This is a genomic window from Capilliphycus salinus ALCB114379 (assembly GCF_047276495.1).
In the GTDB taxonomy this organism is placed as follows: Bacteria; Cyanobacteriota; Cyanobacteriia; order Cyanobacteriales; family Microcoleaceae; genus Capilliphycus; species Capilliphycus salinus.
The window spans coordinates 7,664,771-7,685,156 of sequence record NZ_CP178543.1; the positions used below are offsets into that span (position 1 = coordinate 7,664,771).

Annotated in this window: 16 protein-coding genes; 9 read left to right on the plus strand and 7 right to left on the minus strand. The window is 44.7% G+C overall.

Going from position 1 to position 20,386, the window contains the following annotated elements; all coding sequences use genetic code 11:
* Positions 1-154 precede the first annotated feature (154 nt).
* Entirely contained in the window at positions 155-1,072 is a 918-nt protein-coding gene (locus tag ACL6C3_RS31245; RefSeq protein ID WP_413164113.1) for a calcium-binding protein, read from the plus strand.
* Between the two features lie 261 nt (positions 1,073-1,333).
* Entirely contained in the window at positions 1,334-2,248 is a 915-nt protein-coding gene (locus ACL6C3_RS31250; RefSeq protein ID WP_413164114.1) for a DMT family transporter, read from the plus strand.
* 2 nt (positions 2,249-2,250) lie between these two features.
* On the opposite strand, the gene ACL6C3_RS31255 is transcribed toward ACL6C3_RS31250, so the two are convergent.
* Both ACL6C3_RS31255 and ACL6C3_RS31260 read right to left on the minus strand, forming a co-directional pair.
* Complete coding sequence (locus ACL6C3_RS31255; protein WP_413164116.1) at positions 2,251-2,769, minus strand: hypothetical protein; 519 nt, start codon at positions 2,767-2,769, stop codon at positions 2,251-2,253.
* Positions 2,770-3,423: 654 nt separating this feature from the next.
* The gene (locus ACL6C3_RS31260) at positions 3,424-4,875 is read right to left on the minus strand and encodes a calcium-binding protein (RefSeq protein WP_413164118.1); all 1,452 of its coding nucleotides are present in this window, start codon (positions 4,873-4,875) and stop codon (positions 3,424-3,426) included.
* 520 nt (positions 4,876-5,395) lie between these two features.
* Here ACL6C3_RS31260 and ACL6C3_RS31265 point away from each other — a divergent pair.
* Positions 5,396-5,863, plus strand: a complete 468-nt coding sequence (locus tag ACL6C3_RS31265) for a hypothetical protein (RefSeq protein ID WP_413164120.1) — start codon at positions 5,396-5,398, stop codon at positions 5,861-5,863.
* Here ACL6C3_RS31265 and ACL6C3_RS31270 read toward each other — a convergent pair.
* Complete coding sequence (locus tag ACL6C3_RS31270) at positions 5,860-6,588, minus strand: DUF4340 domain-containing protein (protein WP_413164122.1); 729 nt, start codon at positions 6,586-6,588, stop codon at positions 5,860-5,862. The two genes, ACL6C3_RS31265 and ACL6C3_RS31270, sit on opposite strands and share 4 nt — an antisense overlap.
* Positions 6,589-7,002: 414 nt before the next feature.
* On the opposite strand from ACL6C3_RS31270, the gene ACL6C3_RS31275 reads away from it, so the two are divergent.
* Positions 7,003-8,304 carry a diguanylate cyclase domain-containing protein gene (locus ACL6C3_RS31275; RefSeq protein ID WP_413164124.1) on the plus strand — a complete coding sequence of 434 codons (1,302 nt, stop codon included), beginning with the start codon at positions 7,003-7,005 and terminating at the stop codon, positions 8,302-8,304.
* 205 nt (positions 8,305-8,509) lie between these two features.
* On the opposite strand, the gene ACL6C3_RS31280 is transcribed toward ACL6C3_RS31275, so the two are convergent.
* The 4 genes from ACL6C3_RS31280 to ACL6C3_RS31295 form a co-directional block, all read right to left on the minus strand.
* Positions 8,510-10,312, minus strand: a complete 1,803-nt coding sequence (locus ACL6C3_RS31280) for a GldG family protein (protein ID WP_413164126.1) — start codon at positions 10,310-10,312, stop codon at positions 8,510-8,512.
* A 2-nt stretch (positions 10,313-10,314) separates the two neighbouring features.
* On the minus strand, positions 10,315-11,115 hold the full coding sequence (locus ACL6C3_RS31285) for an ABC transporter permease (protein WP_413164127.1): 801 nt from the start codon (positions 11,113-11,115) through the stop codon (positions 10,315-10,317).
* A 9-nt stretch (positions 11,116-11,124) separates the two neighbouring features.
* On the minus strand, positions 11,125-12,219 hold the full coding sequence (locus ACL6C3_RS31290; RefSeq protein ID WP_413164129.1) for an ABC transporter ATP-binding protein: 1,095 nt from the start codon (positions 12,217-12,219) through the stop codon (positions 11,125-11,127).
* Between the two features lie 399 nt (positions 12,220-12,618).
* Entirely contained in the window at positions 12,619-13,671 is a 1,053-nt protein-coding gene (locus ACL6C3_RS31295; RefSeq protein ID WP_413164131.1) for an S-layer homology domain-containing protein, read from the minus strand.
* Between the two features lie 296 nt (positions 13,672-13,967).
* On the opposite strand from ACL6C3_RS31295, the gene ACL6C3_RS31300 reads away from it, so the two are divergent.
* From ACL6C3_RS31300 to ACL6C3_RS31320, 5 genes are all read left to right on the plus strand, one after another.
* A complete protein-coding gene (locus tag ACL6C3_RS31300; protein WP_413164133.1) occupies positions 13,968-15,140 on the plus strand; it encodes a hypothetical protein in 1,173 nt (390 codons plus the stop codon).
* A 34-nt stretch (positions 15,141-15,174) separates the two neighbouring features.
* Complete coding sequence (locus ACL6C3_RS31305; RefSeq protein ID WP_413164135.1) at positions 15,175-16,185, plus strand: hypothetical protein; 1,011 nt, start codon at positions 15,175-15,177, stop codon at positions 16,183-16,185.
* 399 nt (positions 16,186-16,584) lie between these two features.
* Positions 16,585-18,948, plus strand: a complete 2,364-nt coding sequence (locus ACL6C3_RS31310) for a DUF1565 domain-containing protein (RefSeq protein ID WP_413164137.1) — start codon at positions 16,585-16,587, stop codon at positions 18,946-18,948.
* Positions 18,949-19,415: 467 nt separating this feature from the next.
* A complete protein-coding gene (gene psb28 / locus ACL6C3_RS31315) occupies positions 19,416-19,751 on the plus strand; it encodes a photosystem II reaction center protein Psb28 (RefSeq protein WP_413164139.1) in 336 nt (111 codons plus the stop codon).
* A gap of 108 nt (positions 19,752-19,859) precedes the next feature.
* Positions 19,860-20,366 (plus strand): MogA/MoaB family molybdenum cofactor biosynthesis protein, encoded by a 507-nt coding sequence (locus tag ACL6C3_RS31320; RefSeq protein ID WP_413164141.1) that lies wholly within the window; start codon positions 19,860-19,862, stop codon positions 20,364-20,366.
* The last annotated feature ends 20 nt before the right edge of the window (positions 20,367-20,386 follow it).

Sequence of the window (20,386 nt, forward strand, 5' to 3'; positions counted from 1 at the left end):
AGACATAAAAAAATCTCATAAATCTCAGTTGATCGCATCCTCCCCCAGTGTTATACTGATAGCCGTCAAGGGAAATTTTAACATTTGTTGACGCTGCAATCACCATTTGTTCGAGATTCCCGTCCATACCAATATTTACCCAAAGGATGTGTATATGTCCATCGCAGAAGTTCCCCGTCCGACTGGTGATTTGATTTTACCCGACGGAAGTGTTATCAACTTTGATGGTTTTGAGGAGTTTGAAACGATCTTAGAAGTTCGAGGGTCTGAGGATGCTTTGGGAACGGACGCCTCTGACTTTTTATTAAGTGTTGATGATTTACCAAAAACTATTTTTGGTTTGGGGGGAGATGACTTTATTCTCGTCACGACAGGGGGTTCAGATCTTCTCTATGGAAATCAAGGAAATGATAACCTCAATGCAGGAATTGGTAACGATTCTTTGTTTGGGGGTGAGGGAGAAGATGGCTTAGACGGGAATCTAGGAGATGATATTTTATTTGGAAATCTTGATAATGATGGTCTTTCTGGGGGCGAAGGAAGTGATACACTTTATGGCGGTCGCGGAGATGATAATTTAACTGGAGATCAAACGAGTATTTTTGGAAATGATTTCCTCTCCGGTGATTTGGGAAGTGATAATCTTAGTGGAAATCAGGGAAATGATACTCTAATTGGTGGAGAGGGTTACGATCTTCTCGATACGGGAAGCGATCAAGATTTAATTGTTTTGAGTACCAATACAACCGATTTTGATAAGATTATCTCTTTTCAAGATGGTGCCGATATTATTGGTTTGAGTGACGGTTTAACGTTTAGTGATTTATCCATTACTCTTGCGGGTAATCGGGCGACTCAGTTGGCGACAGAATTCGTTGCGGGAGGAGGTTCAAGTCAAATTCAAGGTACAGTAGATGGACAAGTTGATATAACCGTTGTTCCCACCGATATCTTGATTTCTGTTGCGAGTACGGGTGAAATATTAGCTGTTGTTGGTAGTTTGGCTGCCGGTACTCTCACGCCGGTTTTAGATATTTCTCAAATTACCAGCGACGATTTTGTGACCCTGTAATATTATCTCCGATTCATCGATAATTATCATGTAGGGGCGGGTTCTATACTCTCTCTGAAATCCACAACTAAAGTTCAATAAACCCGCCCCATCTCCAGAACAGCTTTGAGTTTAGCAAGTCAAAAAGGTAAGCCTCAAAAACCCGGTAACTCTTGCGAAATCGGGTTTTTATAGATTGATGAATCCGCCAAAAAATTATAACAAATTTGCTCGAAAGCTGTTATCATGCGTTGATTGTGTTTAGAGCGATGAGCATTTGAAATGATGCAGCTTTCTATTTTAACAAACTTTCGGGGTGAATTTGCAGCATTACTCGCCGCCTTTTTTTGGTCGCTGTCTTCGGTGGTTTACAGTCAAGCCGGAGAGAAAATACCCGCCATTGGATTAAACTTAATAAAAGGCATCCTGGCGATCGCGATGTTGGTCTTAACGCTGGTATTGCGGGGCAGTTTATTTCCCGATATTGAATTGACAATTATCGGATTATTGCTGCTCAGTGGTATCATTGGAATAGCGATCGGAGACAGCGCCTATTTTACCACGTTGAAATGTTTGGGGCCGAGACGAGCCTTATTAATGGAAACCTTAGCCCCGCCCCTGACCGCAATTTTAGCCTTTATTTTCCTACAAGAACGGCTTCCCCTTTCCGCTTGGTGTGGGATTATTTTAACCGTTTTAGGCGTGGCTTGGGTGGTCACAGAACGGGTCGGAGATGGCGTCGTCGGTTCAACCCATTTGCGACGGGGATTATTATTTGGGTTGCTCGCAGAAATCTGTCAAGCCGTGGGAATTATCTTATCTCACCTCGCCCTCACCCAAACCGAAATTAGCCCGTTATGGAGTACATTATTGCGGTTATCCGGTGGAACTGTTATCTTAATCTTGTGGCTGTTTGTGCAACGTCAAAATGTAAAATTGTTGTTGACACCTTTACAGTCTAGACGCACATTTTTAGTCATCGGACTGGCAACCTTTTTAGGCACATACTTGGGAATTTGGTTGCAACAAACCGCCTTAAAATTTACCGCAGCCGGTATTGCTCAAGCCCTCAGTTCCACCAGTCCCCTGTTTGTATTACCCATTGCGGCGAGTCTCGGAGATCGGGTCAGTCTGAGAGCCATTTTAGGCGCGATCGTGGCGATCGCAGGTGTGGTATTATTGTTTCAAGGAACCTGAAACTAGGAGTCACAAACCTCAAACTGAGCCAACTCTCGCGGTAAACGAGACGCATAAGGAACAGCCGCACCTTTGGGGGCTAAAATACCCAAACCGTAGACACATCCATCCTCGGTGGTACAGTCTGCCATTCGCAAGCTTAACTCATAGTCATCCGTGTAGGGCGGTTCAAAGGTTAGCACCGATAAAGTATCTTCTTCGGCGCCGAGTTCCTCCCCCGACAAGTTGGCGATCCGCAGTTGAACATCACTGCAATTTTCATCGCAGTAACCGACAAACAGATACTCCACCGATGGATCGAGTTTAACCGTTAGAGGCGCACTAATTCTAGGAGGCCCTTTGCGAACAACCGGCCAGAAGATCAACTCATAACCGTCTCTCCCCGCTTCGTTTACCACCTCATTGAGTCTGCAAACGACGGTTCTTTCTTGTTCAGAGAGTTCTCGGGCGAAAGCTGTTCCGAACAACATCGTACCGAGTAACAACGTCATTCCCTGCCAAATCAAATGTTTGCGTTTCATCTTCGATCCTCTGGAAAAGGAGAGTTGTTAGCAATTTTACAATCTGAATTGGAGGATACCATATTCAGTCACCACCTCACCAGTCACCACCTCACCAGTTTTTACAGTTTTCAGTTTTCAGGTGTCGGGTTTGAGGAGACCGTTTTTTTTGTGATATGACATCCGACTAATCAATCATCATTCTGTAGGGGCGGGTTCTACAATATCTTTGATAACCACGCACAAATTTAGATAAACCCGCCCTTAACCACCTCACCACCTCACCAGTTATTAGGGGACAGGTGTCAGGTTTCAGGTGTTGAGTTTGAGGGGACAGTTTTTTTTGTGATATGACATCCGACTAATCAATCATCATTCTGTAGGGGCGGGTTCTACAATATCTTTGATGACTACGCAGAAATTTAGATAAACCCGCCCCTAAACCGACACCAGACACGGGGGTAGGTTTATATAATTTATCTGTGGGAGGTTATAAATCAATTCAGAACCCGCCCCTAAACCGACACCAGACACGGGGGTAGGTTTATATAATTTATCTGTGGGAGGTTATAAATCAATTCGGAACCCGCCCCTACATCGACTTCGTTTTTTGAGAAAAAAAGGTGAGCATTGCCCACCTAATATAAAGTTATGATGATTTAGAAACACTGAACACTAGACATATTGGAAGTAATCTGCCGATGTAGTGGTAATTCCGACATCTGCAACCACACCAATTAATTCGTCAGTTTCGCCATAAATACCATCGGCGTTGGTATCGAGGTAAATACCCGTTCCGCTACCGGCTTCAACGGAAGTTTCATTGAGAACATATCGACTGGCATCTCCGTTTAATTGGATGCGGTCAAATTCGGTGTTAAAATCTGCAATCAGGGCGAAGTCGTTGAAGCCTGCGGTTGCATCATCCCCATCGTTGTAGTAAGCTGTTTCAGCGTTACCGAGAATAAAGTCGTCGCTTCCATCGCCACCCGAGAGGGTGTTAATCACTGCAATAGCCGGACTACTGGGTAAATCACCAATCAGAATATCATCGCCCGCACCCCCAATCAGGATATCATCCCCTTCGCCACCGATGAGAGTATCGTTACCGCTACCCCCGAGGAGTTCGTCATCTCCGGCGCCGCCTTCTGCGAAAATAGGCGTTGAACTGTTAGTTGCGTTTAAGGTATCGTTTCCTTCACCGCCATTGAACCGAACGGTTTGAACATCAGTTCCGGTCAGGTCATTAACCTCAAAGCTATCATCCCCACCGCCACCGTTAACGTTAAATTCTTCCGAGTCATCCACATCTAAGGTAAACGGACCCAAATTAATTCGGTCAAACTGGGCGCGTTCTCCGTTAGCATTGAGAGTGAACTGATCGCCTTGTTGAACCGAACCATTGACTTCAACCGTATCAATTCCTTCTCCGCCTTCCATCAAGTCGCTACCATCACCATTATTCCAAATCAGACGGTCATCACCCGTACCCCCAAACATTTGGTCATCGCCTCGGTTTCCGACAACCACATCGTTTCCATCATCACCGTTGAGGGTATCAACTGCGGAACTTCCTAACAGTTGGTCATCTCCGGCGCCGCCTTCTGCGAAAATAGGCGTTGAACTGTTAGTTGCGTTTAACGTATCATTTCCTTCACCGCCATTGAACCGAACAGTTTGAACGTCAGTACCGGTCAGGTCGTTAACCTCAAAACTATCATCCCCACCGCCACCGTTAACGCTAAATTCTTCCGAGTCATCCACATCTAAGGTAAACGGACCCAAATTAATTCGGTCAAATTGGGCGCGTTCTCCGTTAGCATTGAGAGTGAACTGATCGCCTTGTTCAATAGAACCGTTAACTTCAACCGTATCAATTCCTTCTCCGCCTTCCATCAAGTCGCTACCATCACCATTATTCCACACCATGCGATCGTTATCCTGACCTCCAAACATGAAGTCATCACCGCGATCGCCAACTAATAAATCATCGCCTTGATTACCGAGTAAAACGTCAGTATTATCTCCACCTTTTAGGGTATCATCTCCTTCAAAACCGATGAGAAGATCGATACTGTTACCGCCTTCGAGAAAATCGTTTCCTTGATCTCCCACTAAAATACCCATAACTAATTACTCCTTTGATAGAATGTGAATCTCGTTTGTTTTGGGGTGTTTTATCCCCGTTCATTCACCAATCTAAGGGAGGATTTTGGGTTTGTCATTGCAGGAAATCTCAGGAGTTCTTTTGTAGAATTCCTCGCAAAATTTAAGATAATTTCTATGAAATATCAGGAGGCTTGTCTCGATTTTGTTGAACTGAATAGACTGCAAGACCTCTACTCGGGGGTGTTCAGAAAAAAATCAGCCGGTTCAGAAGATCTCAGGAAATGTCAGATGAGTTATAAATGATGAATCTTCCCAAAGCGCAGATTTATAACGTTTTTGTGTAAGGTACAAGCGAAAAACCCGGTTTTTTTACTCTAAAAACCGCTATAGGTCGGAACCCACCCCTACACCGACTCCCGACTCCCGACTCCCGACTCCCGACTTTTGCCTCAGTTTACAGTTTTTTTTATGAGTTTCAGGAATTGAACTTTCCCGAGTTGTGGTTATAGAGAGGTCACCACTAATCGGGGGCATAAATATGAACTTAAAACTAAACAATAATAGCATTTTTGCAACTCTGGCAACAACTATCTTAAGTCTGATTGTTGTTCCTGAGATGGCTTTAGCTAATCCTGTAAAAACCCCTCTACTTCAACGAGAAACTTCTGAAGTCAATTTCCGGGGTCAAACCCCCTCGCCGACTGAAGCGGGGGCGGAATATATTGTATATATGCAGGACAAAAATAACCAAGTTCGGGGTTTGGTTTATATCCAAAATTCCGATGCTGGCGCTTGTTTTCAAGGCAATTATCAGTCCGCATCTCGTCAAATTGAAAACCTCACCTATGCTTATCCCGTTTTGGGAGAAGAAGGGGTACAGGGTTGGGAAATGAATGTTTCTAATCAGGCTTTGGATGTGGAAGACTATTCTCATTCTTTTACTGCAAATCAAATTAGTGAAGGCGCACAAGATTGGTTTAATCAATGTGTGGAATTGTTTAATTAAGGTTGATTTTCCGATTCTTCTGGGGTATTTTCCGCTTCGGGTTGATTTTGACTCTCGGGTTGAGAATTGTCGGTTTTGGGTAGGATTTCTGAGGGCTGAGGAGAGGTTTCGGGTGAGGTGGGTTCCGGTTCTTCCGGGGGTAGTTTCCACTCGTCTAAGGGGCGATTAATTGCCGAACTAATGCCTTCGGGAACAACTAAGATTGAGAGTGTTTCTTCCGTTTGGGGTGTGTTTGTTTGGGCATAAATTGAGCGTCCGGTAAAGTCTTTAGTCCCCAAAATAAGTTTATAAACTTCTTCGTTTTTGAGTTTAACTTCGACGGTTTGTTGAGGTTTTTCTAATCCATATTCTGCTAATTCTTTCTGAGAAATTGTTAGGCGGCGCAGGCCCAGACTGGGGTCTTGGGGGATACTTTGGTCGGTTACTAACTGATTTAATAAAAAGTCTACCGTTGCTTGGTTGGCTAAGGTTTGAACGGGTTGAATGAGTTTCCAGGGCGACTGTTGGGGGTTTTCGGTTTCGGAAATGCGTTCAACAATTATGGTTTCTTCCGGTGTGGTAACGGTGACTGATTTGACATCATCTCGCGAGAAAGAAAATATTTGGGTTTCTCTGGCTTGAATTTTTTGCTGTTGAGAACTTCGTTGGGCTTCAAAAACGTAAACATATCCGGCTAAACCGAGGGCAACAAGCATTAAAATCAGAGTAGAACGCTGAAATTTCATGGAGTTTCAGAAAAGTTTAAATCAGAGGATAATTAAACCGCGAGTCGAATTCTCGGACTCTTCAAAAATTTATAGTAATACAAATAAATTTTGGTATATTTTACCGTATCTAACCTTAAATGGAATTGACATCAGTGACAATTGAGCTAGAATCATCGAGGGAAAGTTGCTAATTTTCATAGAGGATTAAGCCCCGAATCACATTTCTATTTAAGAGGTTATAACAATTTGTCAACCAAGGGAAGACAAATTCTCTAAATATTCCCGGGTGCGTTTACACTCCTTTCTCAAAGAGCAATACCATTTTTTTTTGATGCAATGCTCAACCCTCAGCTTAGGATTGATTTAATACGAATTCTTGTCCTTTCCCTACTGTACACCAGTGCCGCTAAGTTTGGGCAGATTTTTTCACTGGTGGGGGGGACTGTCACCCTCGTCTGGCTTCCTGCGGGTATTGGGTTAGCCGCTTTATTAATTTACGGTTATCGTTTGTGGCCGGGTATTTTTTGCGGTGTGGTTTTGGCTAATTTATCTTTTTCCTTACCTGTTTTCACAATACTCGGTATGGCGACGGGTTCATCTTTGGGGGGAGTTGCGGGGGCTTATTTGCTGCGAAAGCGACATTTTCACCCCGAACTTAATCGCATTAAAGACGCTTTAAACCTAATTATACACGGAGCGGGTTTTTCTCCGATTATCAGTTCACTCATTGATGTTCCCAGTTTGTGGTTAGCAGGAGTAACACCAAAAGGAGAATTGGCTTCATTTTGGTTACAGTTTATTATGGGAGATGCGATGGGAGTATTGGTAATGACTCCGGTTTGTATTACCTGGGCTTCCCTGCGTAACCGCAAGTTATCTTTGCAGCGCCAAAGTGAAGGGATTATTTTATTTTCTTCTCTGACTTTGGTTTGTGGAATTGTATTTAACGGTTGGTTTTTGTCTGCGGGGACTGTTTTACCGGCTTTTCTGGTTTATCCGTTTTTGGTTTGGGCGCCGTTGCGGTTTGGGACTCGCGGCGCTTCTACTGCTATTTTTATTATTTCTGGACTGGCTTTATTTGGGGTAGCTCATCAGGTCGGCCCTTTTGTCACCCATTCCACCTTTCATACTTTAATTTTACTTTGGTTATTTGTCAACGTTGCTGCTATCGTTAGTTTGGTCTTAGCCGCTTCTATTTCTGAACTAACCACCGCCAAACATTATCTCGAACAACTGGCTTTACACGACTCCCTCACCGGACTGGATAACCGTCTATTATTAATGGAAAAATTAGCCGAAAATTTGGCACAAGTTCATCGCTATGATGCTCAAAGTGTTATTCTATATTTGGATCTCGATGGCTTTAAACCCGTTAACGATAGCTTCGGACATGAAGTCGGAGATGGGGTTTTGATAGAAGTTGCCAAACGTCTTAAATCTTGTGTGCGAGATGTCGATACTGTCGCCCGACTCGGAGGAGATGAGTTTGTCGTATTGTTGCATAATCTCAGCAATACCTATACTATTGAGACGGTTGCCGATAGAATTGTGGAAACCATTAACATTCCCATGCACTTATTTGGAAAAACGATTAACGTCGGAGTCAGTATGGGAATTGCCATGATTCCCCAAGATGGCGATTATCCTCACCAACTGTTAAAAAATGCAGATATTGCCATGTATCGCGCCAAACAACGGGGTAAAAATCAATATCAATTTTATTCGAGGCAATAGTTTTACACTCACCACCGAACCCGTCACCACCGAACCCGTTTTGTAGGGGCGGGTTCTGAAAAAACCTCTATTTCCCCTCCATTATCTATGTAAACCCGCCCCGATACCCGACACCCAACACATCAGACCGGGGCGAGTTTATCAATGTTATTTTCTAGAACATGATAAATTTCTACTGAACCCGCCCCTACAAAGCTGACTTCCCCTATCTCCTCCGCCACCACAAAATTGCTGCGGTGACAAAGCCAAAAAGAGGTAAAATAACTAGAGCAACCCAACTTATCGACCTTCCCAATACCGGAGTCATCGCAATGCGACGGTTTGTAGCCGGTTTGGGACGGATAGATAGGGTGGCTTGGTCGGGTTTGCTCAACCAACTGACCGTGTTGATGAACACATCCCCATTGAGTTGCTGTTCAAACCAACCGTTGGTGGCAAATTGAGAATTTCCCAAGACCACTAATCTCGCTTCTTCTGTTGTTGCTTCTGAAGTTTCTGCTGTTGCTTCTGGGCTATCTTCGGTTGGGGGTAAGTTTTCAGAAGTTGTCGCTTCTTCTGGGTTATCAGAAGTTGCTGCTTCTGTTGTTTCTGCTGTTGCTTCTGGGCTATCCTCGGTTACGGCAGGGTTTTCAGAAGTTGTCGCTTCTTCTGGGTTGTCAGAAGTTACTGCTTCTGTTGTTTCTTCTTCTGCGGCCGGTTCAGAAACCGTTTGAGACGCCGCGACTTCTACAGATTTGGTCAACGCTACACCCAATGATAGCGGCCCTTTGCGATCGCTATCGGGATTAAACTCCAACTCCCGACTGGCCAAATTTGTTTCAGCCCAACTTTCCGCTTCAGTCCAGATGAGAGGACTTTCCGTTATCCCTTCTACGTTACGAGTTTCCACCGGACGGGCTAAAGGATAAAAAGAAATCCCATTATTAAACTGTTCGGTAATCGGATGTTCCCCATATTCGCGTACAATCGGAACGGTAGGCCCGAGTCCGACTAACCGACCGCTTCCCGTCGCATCAATAGCGAGGCGATCATCAATTTTAATTCCCCATTTTTCCAATAACTCATTTAACCCCGGATCAGTTTTCGGGTCAATCATTAACAACAAACTTCCGCCTTCTTCCAAATACGCATCCAACGCTTCCACCTCCCCTTCAAACAGCGGACGTTGGGGACCGGCTACAACAATAACATCCGCATCATCCGGAATAGTAGACTGTTGAGTTAAAGTCAAAGGTTCGCTAACAAAATTCTTATCGTTTAAAGCATTAACCGCATTTTCCAAACCGCCTTGTCCTTCAGTTAACGGACGTTCGCCGTGACCTTGCAAAAAATAAACTTTAGGAGTCCGGTTAGTAAGAAGCTGTTCAATACCGTTAGTCAGTTGGGCTTCCGTCAACACTTCCAACCCTTCTTTTGGCAAAGACTGGCGTTGGTTTCCCGACTGCAAATAAACCTCACCAAACTCACTCACCCCATATTCTTGGGCGACTCCCGGTTGAACTTGCGGATCGATAAATTCGTAGCTAAACTGTTGGGGAGCAATGCGACGATAGCGATCTAAAAGTTCTTTAGTTTGCGGGTTGCTCGTCCGTTCAAACACCAAAACTTTAACGGGCTGTTCTAAATTCGTCAATACAGTTTCCGTTTGCGGGGCGAGGGTAAATTGTTGATTTTCAGTTAAGTCGAGACGAACCGCATGGCGGACCGCCAAAAAATTAATTAACCCGACAATTACAAATACAGAAACCGTCGCCACCAAAGCATTAGTACCGGCTTGAGTTGAACGGCGACTCCAATAGGGATGTTTGAGACTATCGCCCTGACGAAAATAGACCCGAAACAGAAACCACAACCCCATAATTACCGTTCCGGCAATAATTAAACCCAGCGGTATCGGTTCCCACGTTCCGGAAACAAACCCCGCCGATAAGCCCATAATCATTAAAAACGGGCCGAGCCAAAACGTGTACTTTAACAACTTCCAACCGAGTGGTGTTTTCTGTTTCATATTTAATAACGCTGGAAGCGCAAGGCGTCAATGGACTGAGCGGTGAGAAATATCCCCAAAATAATATAACTGCTAAATAAAATAATACTACTGCTATCCAAAACCCCTCGAATCAAATTGGTGTAGTTGGAAATTAGCGATAAATGAGCCAGGGCACTGCCAAAGTTCCCCCCCACAGTATTCCCGATCAGATCCATCACCCACAAAAATAAGACTAAAGCAAAAGTCAAAATCGCCGATAAAAGCGTACTGTCGGTTAAAGAAGAAATAAACATTCCCAACGATAGCACTCCGGCCGCCAGCAATATTAATCCGGCATGGGCGGTTAGAAAAATAGCGGGAGACATCGGCGGTTGAGCAGCACTTAAGGCGGCGGCTTCCAATGCCATTAACGGTAAAATCATGGTGGCGTAGAATGTCAAAACCCCCAATAATTTTCCGGTGGCGACCACCCAGTTGGTAATCGGAGAGGTTGCCAACAGTTCTAAGGTTCCCCGTTTGCGTTCTTCGGCGTAGAGTCCCATCGACAGCATTGGGAGAACAAATAAAGACATCGAACCCATCAGCCGCAAAAAGACCTGTAAAAATTCATAGGGTAAGTCGATGGGCGGGTCGGTAATGCCGTACTGATCGCGAAGGGCGACTTGTTGAATTAACCCGTCAGGACCTAATAATACGGCGACGAAGAAATATCCGGTCAATACCCAAAAGACTCCGGCGATCGCATAAGCCAGAGGAGAGGCAAAGTAACTTTGGAGTTCTTTGCGATAAATGGCGATCAGGTTGCTCAGGGTAACAAGCATAATCGTTGCTTAAGGGGTTGAGTCGGGTTCATCGTCTTGTTGATTATTGTCTATGGTATCGGGTTTTTCGTCTAGGGGTTGGCTGTCTTCTGGTGAAGGTTGAACTTCTGGGGTTGCCGAATCATTTTCGCCTATATTTTCGGGTTCTACCGTTTCTTCGGGAGTTGTTTGTTGAGTTGTCAGTTGGAGGAATACATCTTCTAGGCTAGCGCGAGTTCGGCGCATTTCGTAGAGGTTGAACCCGCAAGACACGCAAGCGGCAACTATTTCCGGCCCCGGTTCGGTGTTGGGTTCGCAGAAAATTTGCAGTTGGGTGCGGTTTTCTTGCGGTTCAAGAAGATATTGTAGCGATCGCACGCCGGGTATTTGTTCAAATACGGTTAATTTTTCCGGGTCTACGGCGCTGTCGAGTTCGAGTTGATATCCCGATCCGGCCGTCAGTTCTTCCATCAGGGTTTCTGGGCTTCCCGTTGCCACCACCTGACCCCGGTTGATAATTGTCACCCGGTTACAGGTCATGCTGACTTCCGGCAAAATATGGGTCGATAAAACAATGGTATGGTCTCCCGCCAGACTTTTAATTAGGTTGCGGACTTCGATAATTTGCCTCGGATCTAACCCAACAGTAGGTTCGTCGAGTACGATAACGGGGGGATCGTGTACCAACGCTTGAGCAATTCCCACCCGCTGACGGTAGCCTTTGGAGAGTTTGCGAATTAGGGATTTTCGCCGCTCCCACAGTCCGCATTTTTTGAGGGCGGTTTCGACGTTGGCTTTGCGATCGCCTGCCGCAACTCGTTTGATGCGGGCGACAAAATACAAAAAGCTTTCGACGGTCATTTCCGGATACAAGGGCGGGTTTTCCGGCAGATAACCAATCCGTTGGCGAACGGCTATCGATTGTTCGTGTACGTCGTAACCCGCAACTTTGGCGGTGCCGCTGGTGGCGGGGAGGTAGCCGGAGAGGATTCGCAGTGTCGTGGTTTTTCCGGCTCCGTTCGGCCCCAAGAATCCTAAGATTTCTCCCGGTTCGACGGAAAAGGAGACGTCCTGAAGGGCGGGGGTTGAACCGTAAATCTTACACAAATTTTCGACTTCGATCATGGGCGATGGGTTGAACGGCTTTGATGCGATTAGTAATGAATAGTATCTCAGGTTGGGGTTTTCTCCAATTATATGAGTTTAAGTAATTGAAAACCCCGTTTTAGTTCAAAAATTTAAAATTTTCTGTCGTTACAAAAATTAATGTTTAAAAATTATCGCAAATTATTTTCATTTATTTGACGAGTTGACAGGGGTTTCAGACTCCGGTACAATTTTGATAATCCAAGGGGATGTTCTAAGCTGTTCGCATTTTACCCCCTTCTAAGTCCGATTATTTCGTTTCTCTCCCCCCTTGACAAACCCTCAAACCACTTTTTTCGACGAACGAGTTTTGTAACCAAATCGTTACATAAAATTGGGTCAATTTGACAAAAACCATAACTTCTGCATTATCCCCCTCTATTCTAGAGTTATCGGAGAAACCGATAAGCGACAACAGCGTTCAAGTCGCTGAGAAATCGCCAAAATCCATCCCCCACCCCAAGCATCCATCACCCCTTCGCTCAAAGCCGGACGCAGGGGCAAATGTCCGGGGGGAGCGGAGATTAAATCAAATAGGGGTTGAGGTTGATTCCATCCAACTTGTTGTTCAAAACGGAGAGAATCGTCATAATTTTTGCCTGATAAACTGCGCCAAATTTCAGCTTGTGTGCTGAAGCCAAAGCGTCCTTGAGAAAATTTTAGCCACAAGAAATCAACGGTTTGAATATCCAAACAGGGTAAACTTTGGGTGTCGGATGCGGTTAAATAGCCCCGCTGTTTTTGTCCGGCCAAATCGAGCATAAAGTTAGAGGTTAATTGATTAGCTGATTGCCAATTTTGATTAATTAACGCCGTTTGCAAGGGGGTATAATTAACCCGTCGTTCGGAAAGTAATTGTAGTTCAACGATATATTGGGTTGGAACTCCATCCAAATATAAAGCCTGACACAATAAAGCCGCAGCTTCTCCTCGGGTAAGATTGCGGTTGGGATTGAGGGTTTTGGGATTGGGATAATTAACGATTAAACCGGTTAAAGTGGCTTGGGCGATTAGGGGTTTTGCGGGGTTAGGAATTTCATCGGTATCGAGAAAAGATGAGTTTAAAATACAGGGGGGTGCGTAGGGTTTTTCTGGGATTAACGCCGAGGTTAAAATTAAAATAGCCTGTAATTTGGTGACGGGTTGATCGGGTTGAAATGTGTTGTCGGGATAACCGCGAAACAAGCCTTTTTGAACGGCGGTTTGAATCGAAGAATAAGCCCAGTGTTGGGGAGAAAGGTCGGAAAAATTAAGGGTTTTTCGGGTTAAGGGGAGATTGGGAAACGCCTTGACCGTTAACGCCGCAAATTCGGCGCGAGTTAACTCCCGATCCGGATAAACGCGACCGTCCGGGTAGCCTTGAATAATGGATTTTTCCGCTAATTTTAGAATGCAGGATGCACTCCAGTGATTTTGAAGATCTGAAAACATCAGAAGTTGAGTGAGTTTAAGGATGTGAAAAAATAAGGAAATCCCACAGTCAAGTATAACGGAAAACAAGGGATTCTACTCAAAAAAACTGAAATACAATCCCTGTGCTTTATTGCTTGCTTGAGTGTCAACCCTATCCTCGACTCGTCGGGTTTGTCTATAAAATCAGTAATTCTACGGAAAATAGTCTAAATTTGAATTCCGAGTAAGCTGTTTAATTTCGGTAATTCCCCGCTAGCTATCTAAGTTTTTTCCGGTTAATGTAGAGATTAGACTTTCTCACCGTCTCTCGGATAATGAAAGATAAAATTAATGCAATTCTCAACGGACTTATTCCCAGTCTCACCCAAAATATTTCTACTGCCGCTCAAACGGTACAAGATGGAGTTTCTACGCTGCTCACACCGGGAGCGGGTTTGATTAATAAAAGCAACGGTGAAATCAGTCAAAATCCCCAAGCCTTTGGGTTTGCGTTTGAACATTTACAGGCAATTGGTTTTAATCTTAATGCCGCACTCAACAATTCTGAAATTCGGGCTTATCAAATTCCCGCCGATGGAACCACAAAATATAGCCCGGATATTTATATTGACAAAGTTGGAGAAGTCATCGCACAAATACAAGCCAAAGCCGGTACCGAGAACTATGTAGCAAAGCAAGCCAACTCCGGTCATTATCAAGGTAAAATTCTCACCAACTTAGAAAATCAAGGGGTGAATAACACCACAATTGTTATCGAGGTTGATGGGATTAAAAGTTTTCCCGTCAGTCAAGATTTTGCCGCTTGGGTGGCTGAAAATCCCTATTTAGCCGCTGAAATCATGGAAACGGCGGCATCGGTTGGAGAAATTGGCGGTGCAGGTCTTGAAGGTGCGGCAATTAATGCGGCGATTAATATTTTACTTCAGTCTATTAAAGCTTTAGGCGCTTATTGTCGGGGAGAACAAGAACTCGCCGCTTCAGAACTCGATAAAATTTTATCCGTTACTATTGATGGTTTAAAAACGGGTTTGATGCGGGGCGTTGCGATTAAAGTTTTGCAAAAACTAATGAGGGGGAATGCTTTTGCAGCGTTAGGTTTTACAGTGAGTACAGAGGTTTTTCCGGTTTTAATTGAGGTTTTACAGGATAAAATTACTCTAGAAGATGCGATTAATAAAGTCGGTTTACGGGTCTTGACATCGGGTTTAATTACCACTGCGGTTATTCTGTTTCCTCCGGTTGGCACGGCATTATTGAGTTTATCTATTTTGCAAGCAATTTGGCAGGAAATCGATTCCAAATGGCAGAAATTTATCATAACAACCGCTCAAACAACTGTTAACGCAACTTACAAAGGAGTGGAAGCCGGAGTTCAACATATTCGTCAAAATCCTTGGGATTTGTTAGGAAGTTCGGCAGCATCTTCGGCAGCATCTTCGGCGGAAATGCAAGCGTTACAAGATGAGTTAGATATGCTTTTAGACTAACAAAAATTCAAGTTTAATTTAAAAAAGGATAACGATGAATAATTTTAAACTCGGACAAATCGTCAAACAAAATTACGGGGCGATCGCTCACTACGCGATTGTGATTGCAGAAAATCGCACGGTGGGTTGGGTGAATAATTCCACCTTAGAGGTAAAACCGATAGAAGCAGAAGGTTGGAGTACGGTAAAAGTTAGAGGAGAAACCTTTGATTTTGACCGAATTAAACAGAATATAAAATCCTTCAAAATCGCCTTAGAAGCGGGAAATATTCGTTCCTATCATCCCACAGAATTTAACTGCGAACATTGGGCGACTTTAATGGTCACAGGAAAGGCTTATTCTACCCAGTCGGGAACGGTGAAATTTGCCACTCCGACTATTGTTGGAGGTGTGATGATTGGGATTGGAAGTTCAGCCGGAACAGTGGTAACAGTTGCCTCAACTTTGGGCGTTGCTGCCTCTACCGGAACGGCGATCGGTTCTTTAAGCGGTGCCGCAGCCACAAACGCGGCTTTAGCCTGGTTGGGTGGGGGAACGCTGGCATCCGGTGGCGGTGGAATAGCAGCGGGGACGGCAATTGTTTCTGCCGTGTCTACCGGGGGAGCGGTAATTGCGATCGCGGGCGTGGGAATTATTGGTAAACAGATTTGGGATAATCTTAGTGAAGAACAGCGTCAAGAAATTGTCGAAAAAATAAATAATTCCACACCCGATGAAATTAAAGTTGCCTACGGAGTAACAGTCGAAAAAGCAATAGAAATGTTTAATATTACTTCGGGTTGGTTGGGAGAAAGAACATCTTGGGTTGCTGAAGCGGTGGATGCGGCGACTCCCAAACCGATAAAAATGGCTTTTAATCAGATGATTACAGCCGGTCAAAATAGCAGTAAAGCTGTTGGAGAACAAGTGAATCAACAGGTTAATTCTGTTGTCAATGCAACTCATAAATGGGGAGAAGAGGTAAAATCGGAAGTCAGCAAAAACTTTGAAAAGACGGCAAATACAATCAGTTCAATGTTTCCGGGGTTGCCGAAAAAAAGCTAAAACAAAATTGCGATCGCACTCAATAATAATAACTTCAAACGAATTGGTTTTAATGCCACTCTCCGCTTCCCTTTAACCATTCCTTTCTCCTATGATACGGGCTTGATTAATACGTGCTATCCGGTGGGGCGGGTTTCCCTGAATCTGGGAGGAGTAGCAAAGATTTTGTAGAACCCGCCCCTACAGAATGATTATTGGTTAGTTGGATATGGTATAAGTTATAGCGGTTTTGAATTTTTAGAGGCACAGTTGGATTAAAAACCCGGTTTTTGGGATGTACCCGATCGCAAGGGCTATAAATAAATTCAAGAGAATCCTGATTTTCTCCAGAACACCCTTTAGCAGAGGTGTAACAGAATCATAGAATCAGCGCAGACGGTTTGGTAGTCACAGATAACGATGACAACAATATATGTCAACCCAGCATTGGGAGAAGATCGGGGTGAGGGCAGTCAATCAGCGCCTTTGAAAACCTTGACAGAAGCCTTATCTCAAGCAACATCCGGTACAAGGATACAGCTTGAGGTAGGAACGTACAACGCCGCCACCGGGGAGATATTTCCCTTAAAAATTCCCTCAGGGGTAATGGTTGTGGGAAATGAGTCCGGAAAAGGTAGCGGTATTTTAATTGAGGGAAGCGGTGACTATTTGAGTGCGAGTGCAACTCCTCAACGAATCACTTTGTTGTTAGAAAATCAAGCTGAACTGCGAGGTGTTACCCTAACAAACAGCGAGATTTCAAGTACGGGGATTTGGTTGGAATCGGTAACGGCAACGATTGCCAATTGTACTTTAATTCACAATAAAGGCAAGGGAATTTATGCCACAGGTTCGGGTTCTCCGCAGATTTTCAATAATCTGTTCATTGATAACGAAGGCTATGGCATTTTTATCGAAAATACCGTAACCGGAGAAGTTCAAGGAAATCTCTTTCAAAACACCGGATACGGTCTTGTCATCCAAGATAATGCCGCCCCCCAAATCAGCGATAATGCGATATTTGAAAACCGATCTGGGGTGTTAATCTCGGGCGATGCCAAACCGATTTTGCGCCGCAATACGATAGAACGCAATAGCAGTGATGGCATGGTCATCGCTGAAAATGCCGCTCCCTATTTGGGAAGTTCTCAAGATCCGGGGAGAAATACCTTCGGAAAAAATGGCGGATTTGATGTACAAAATACTAGCCGAGTTGCGATCGCTTCTTTTGGCAATCATGTCAATGGCAATCGCATTCAAGGTAATTTCAATGTTGTTGCTCAGAATTTTACCACAGCTTCAGTTATGACTCTTTACGTTAATTCAACGACAGGAAAGGATTCTAACACCGGTACTCAGTCGAGTCCGTTTAAAACCATTACCAAAGCCCTCTCTCAAGCCCAAGCGGGAACGGTTGTGCAGGTTGCGCCGGGAACTTATACCTCCGCCAACGGCGAAAGTTTCCCCTTATTTATTCGGTCCGGGGTGAAGCTGGTTGGAAATGAAGCCGGAAAGGGAAGTAATACTCAAATTACCGGAAGCGGTCGGTTTACCAGTCCGACGGCTGCCGCTCAAAATATGACCGTTTGGATGGAAAATAATTCGGCGCTGCACGGATTTAGTGTTACGAATGAGGAAATTCGGGGAACCGCCGTTTGGATTGAATCGGTTTATTGTACAGTGAGTAAGTGTACCTTTGCTAAATCCAAGCGGGAAGGGGTCTATATTACCGGAACGGCGATTCCTGAAATTTTGGATAGCGTGTTTAGCGAAAATGGGGGGAATGGTATTGCTTTGGCCGGAAATGCCAAAGGGGAAATTCGCGGTAATAAGTTTCAAGATACCGGATATGCGATCGCCGTGCAAGCTCAAGCGGCGCCGTTAATTGTGGATAATCAAATTACCGGAAATCGCACGGGAATAGTTCTTTCGGGAAGTTCTAAACCGGTGTTGCGGAAAAATTTAGTCGAAAAGAACCTGCAAGATGGGTTAACGGTGATTGCCGATGCCAATCCGGATTTAGGAAATGATCAAGATCCGGGTGGGAACGTTTTCCGCGATAATGGGAAGTACGATGTTCAAAATGCGGGTAAGTTTAAGCTGATCTCGATCGGAAATCAAATTAACCCGACTCGCACGAAGGGAGAGATTGAGTATGCAATTGGTCCGACTCCGACTCCGACTCCGACTCCGACTCCGACTCCGACTCCTGGTGACTTAAAGGATATTAAGGGACACTGGGCGGAAGCGTTTATTAAAGGGTTGGTGAACTTAAATATTATTAGCGGCTATCCCGATGGTACTTTCCGACCCGATAATAGTTTAACTCGCGCCGAACACGCGGCTTTATTGGCCAAGGCGTTTGATTTAACAGCCATTCGTCAGGGGACCGCTTTTAAGGATGTTGCCTCTGATTTTTGGGCGAAAGCGGTGATTGAGAAAGCCAACCGTGCGGGATTTTTAGCTGGTTTCCCCGATGGTACGTTTCGTCCGAATCAAAATTTAACCCGCGCCCAAGCTATTGTATCATTGGTGAACGGGTTGAAGTTGACCGGCGGAACCTCTAACTCTCTGCTGGCTTACAGCGATCGCGCCCAAATTCCCAGCTATGCAACCGATGCGGTGGCGACTGCAACCGAAAAGCGAATGGTTGTCAATTATCCCCGTCGCGATTTATTATCTCCTCAACGGGATATTACTCGCGGAGAAGTGGCGGCGATTTTCTATCAAACGTTAGTCGCTCAAGGCCGCGTCCAGAGAATTGATTCGCCTTATATTGTCTAAGGTTGGCTTAAGTTCTAGAAATTTATCTTCAATTTCTGAGGGCGTCTAGTTTTAGATGCCCTCGGCGTTTTATCTTAACGTCCCCAGAAGACCCTCAATTTTATTGACGGGAGAATGACGACATAGTAACCTTAGGTAAGGGTTGTTGACGCAAGGGAGACACCGGAAACAGTCTTACACTCCGTAATCCCTAAATCTCGTCCGTCACTGGAATAAACGCAAGCCATACGGATTGAGCGTAAAGAAATCAAATAGGGTAGGGCATACCCGAATTCACGCTTGGGGAGTAGTTCCGTCAAGAGGCTGGCTTGAAAAAGTGTAGTCGGACTAGACATGAAACTGTAAGACCAAAACTAACACTGTTAGTGGAGGCAAGATTCAGCCCAAGAATCCCTCGCGTCCGGCGATGGGAGTGTCAAGATAGACTGTGGGAATTTAACAATTGTTTAAAATCTGTTGGTGAAATTATGGCTACAATTCAATTTGCACGGGGAGTTGATGAAGAGAAAATTCCAGATGTTCGCTTAACTCGTTCTCGCGATAAATCTCAGGGAACGGCGACTTTTTATTTTGACAATCCCGATGCCCTCTCCAAAGAGTTTTCTGACGAAATCACGGGAATGTATTTAATTGATGAAGAAGGGGAATTGTTAACCCGCGAGGTGAAGGCGAAGTTTGTTAATGGTAAACCGGAAGCGATAGAAGCGGTTTATTTGATGAAGTCGGAGGAAGAATGGGAGCGGTTTATGCGGTTTATGAACCGTTACGCCCAAGCCAATGGGTTAGAATTTAGCAAGTCCTGATGGGCTGTTGGGGAAGTCGGGAATGGTGTTTCTATCCCCTTCTGACTTCCATCACCTCACGGGTGTCTTTCCGGTAATTTGTGCGAAAATCAACGGGGAAAATTGAAGATGGCATCCCTTCCTCATCCCGATCCTTCCGATGTTATAATCAATTGTGGAATTATTACGGTTAGCGATACTCGCACGCACCAAACCGATAAAAGCGGTCGGTTGATTCAAACGTTACTCGAACAAGCGGGATATCAAATTAAACAGTATTTGATTCTCCCCGATGAACCCGGAGATATTCAAGCCGAAGTTCAACGGTTGTGTCAACTTCCCGATGTGGATGCTTTAATTCTCAATGGCGGGACCGGAATTGCACCCCGAGATACGACTTACGATGCCATCGAAGGGATGCTTGAGAAAACTTTGCCGGGATTTGGTGAAATTTTTCGCAGTTTGAGTTATGCTGATATCGGATCGCGGGCGATCGCTTCTCGGGCTGTGGCGGGTGTTTGTCACCGAACGTTGGTGTTTTCGCTTCCGGGTTCCAGCAATGCGGTCAAATTGGCAATGGAAAAGCTAATTCTCCCCGAATTGACTCATCTGGTTACTCTGTTAAAATCGGGTTAATTCTCACGGTTTGATAGAAA

What these genes read in the sequence shown, in the direction of transcription:
- psb28 (WP_413164139.1), top strand. Translation starts at nt 19,416, where the DNA reads ATGGCTACAATTCAATTTGCACGGGGAGTTGATGAAGAGAAAATTCCA.
- ACL6C3_RS31265 (WP_413164120.1), top strand. Translation starts at nt 5,396, where the DNA reads ATGAACTTAAAACTAAACAATAATAGCATTTTTGCAACTCTGGCAACA.
- ACL6C3_RS31270 (WP_413164122.1), bottom strand. Translation starts at nt 6,588, where the DNA reads ATGAAATTTCAGCGTTCTACTCTGATTTTAATGCTTGTTGCCCTCGGT.
- ACL6C3_RS31295 (WP_413164131.1), bottom strand. Translation starts at nt 13,671, where the DNA reads ATGTTTTCAGATCTTCAAAATCACTGGAGTGCATCCTGCATTCTAAAA.
- ACL6C3_RS31300 (WP_413164133.1), top strand. Translation starts at nt 13,968, where the DNA reads ATGAAAGATAAAATTAATGCAATTCTCAACGGACTTATTCCCAGTCTC.
- ACL6C3_RS31320 (WP_413164141.1), top strand. Translation starts at nt 19,860, where the DNA reads ATGGCATCCCTTCCTCATCCCGATCCTTCCGATGTTATAATCAATTGT.
- ACL6C3_RS31285 (WP_413164127.1), bottom strand. Translation starts at nt 11,115, where the DNA reads ATGCTTGTTACCCTGAGCAACCTGATCGCCATTTATCGCAAAGAACTC.
- ACL6C3_RS31280 (WP_413164126.1), bottom strand. Translation starts at nt 10,312, where the DNA reads ATGAAACAGAAAACACCACTCGGTTGGAAGTTGTTAAAGTACACGTTT.
- ACL6C3_RS31245 (WP_413164113.1), top strand. Translation starts at nt 155, where the DNA reads ATGTCCATCGCAGAAGTTCCCCGTCCGACTGGTGATTTGATTTTACCC.
- ACL6C3_RS31305 (WP_413164135.1), top strand. Translation starts at nt 15,175, where the DNA reads ATGAATAATTTTAAACTCGGACAAATCGTCAAACAAAATTACGGGGCG.
- ACL6C3_RS31260 (WP_413164118.1), bottom strand. Translation starts at nt 4,875, where the DNA reads ATGGGTATTTTAGTGGGAGATCAAGGAAACGATTTTCTCGAAGGCGGT.
- ACL6C3_RS31310 (WP_413164137.1), top strand. Translation starts at nt 16,585, where the DNA reads ATGACAACAATATATGTCAACCCAGCATTGGGAGAAGATCGGGGTGAG.
- ACL6C3_RS31290 (WP_413164129.1), bottom strand. Translation starts at nt 12,219, where the DNA reads ATGATCGAAGTCGAAAATTTGTGTAAGATTTACGGTTCAACCCCCGCC.
- ACL6C3_RS31255 (WP_413164116.1), bottom strand. Translation starts at nt 2,769, where the DNA reads ATGAAACGCAAACATTTGATTTGGCAGGGAATGACGTTGTTACTCGGT.
- ACL6C3_RS31250 (WP_413164114.1), top strand. Translation starts at nt 1,334, where the DNA reads ATGATGCAGCTTTCTATTTTAACAAACTTTCGGGGTGAATTTGCAGCA.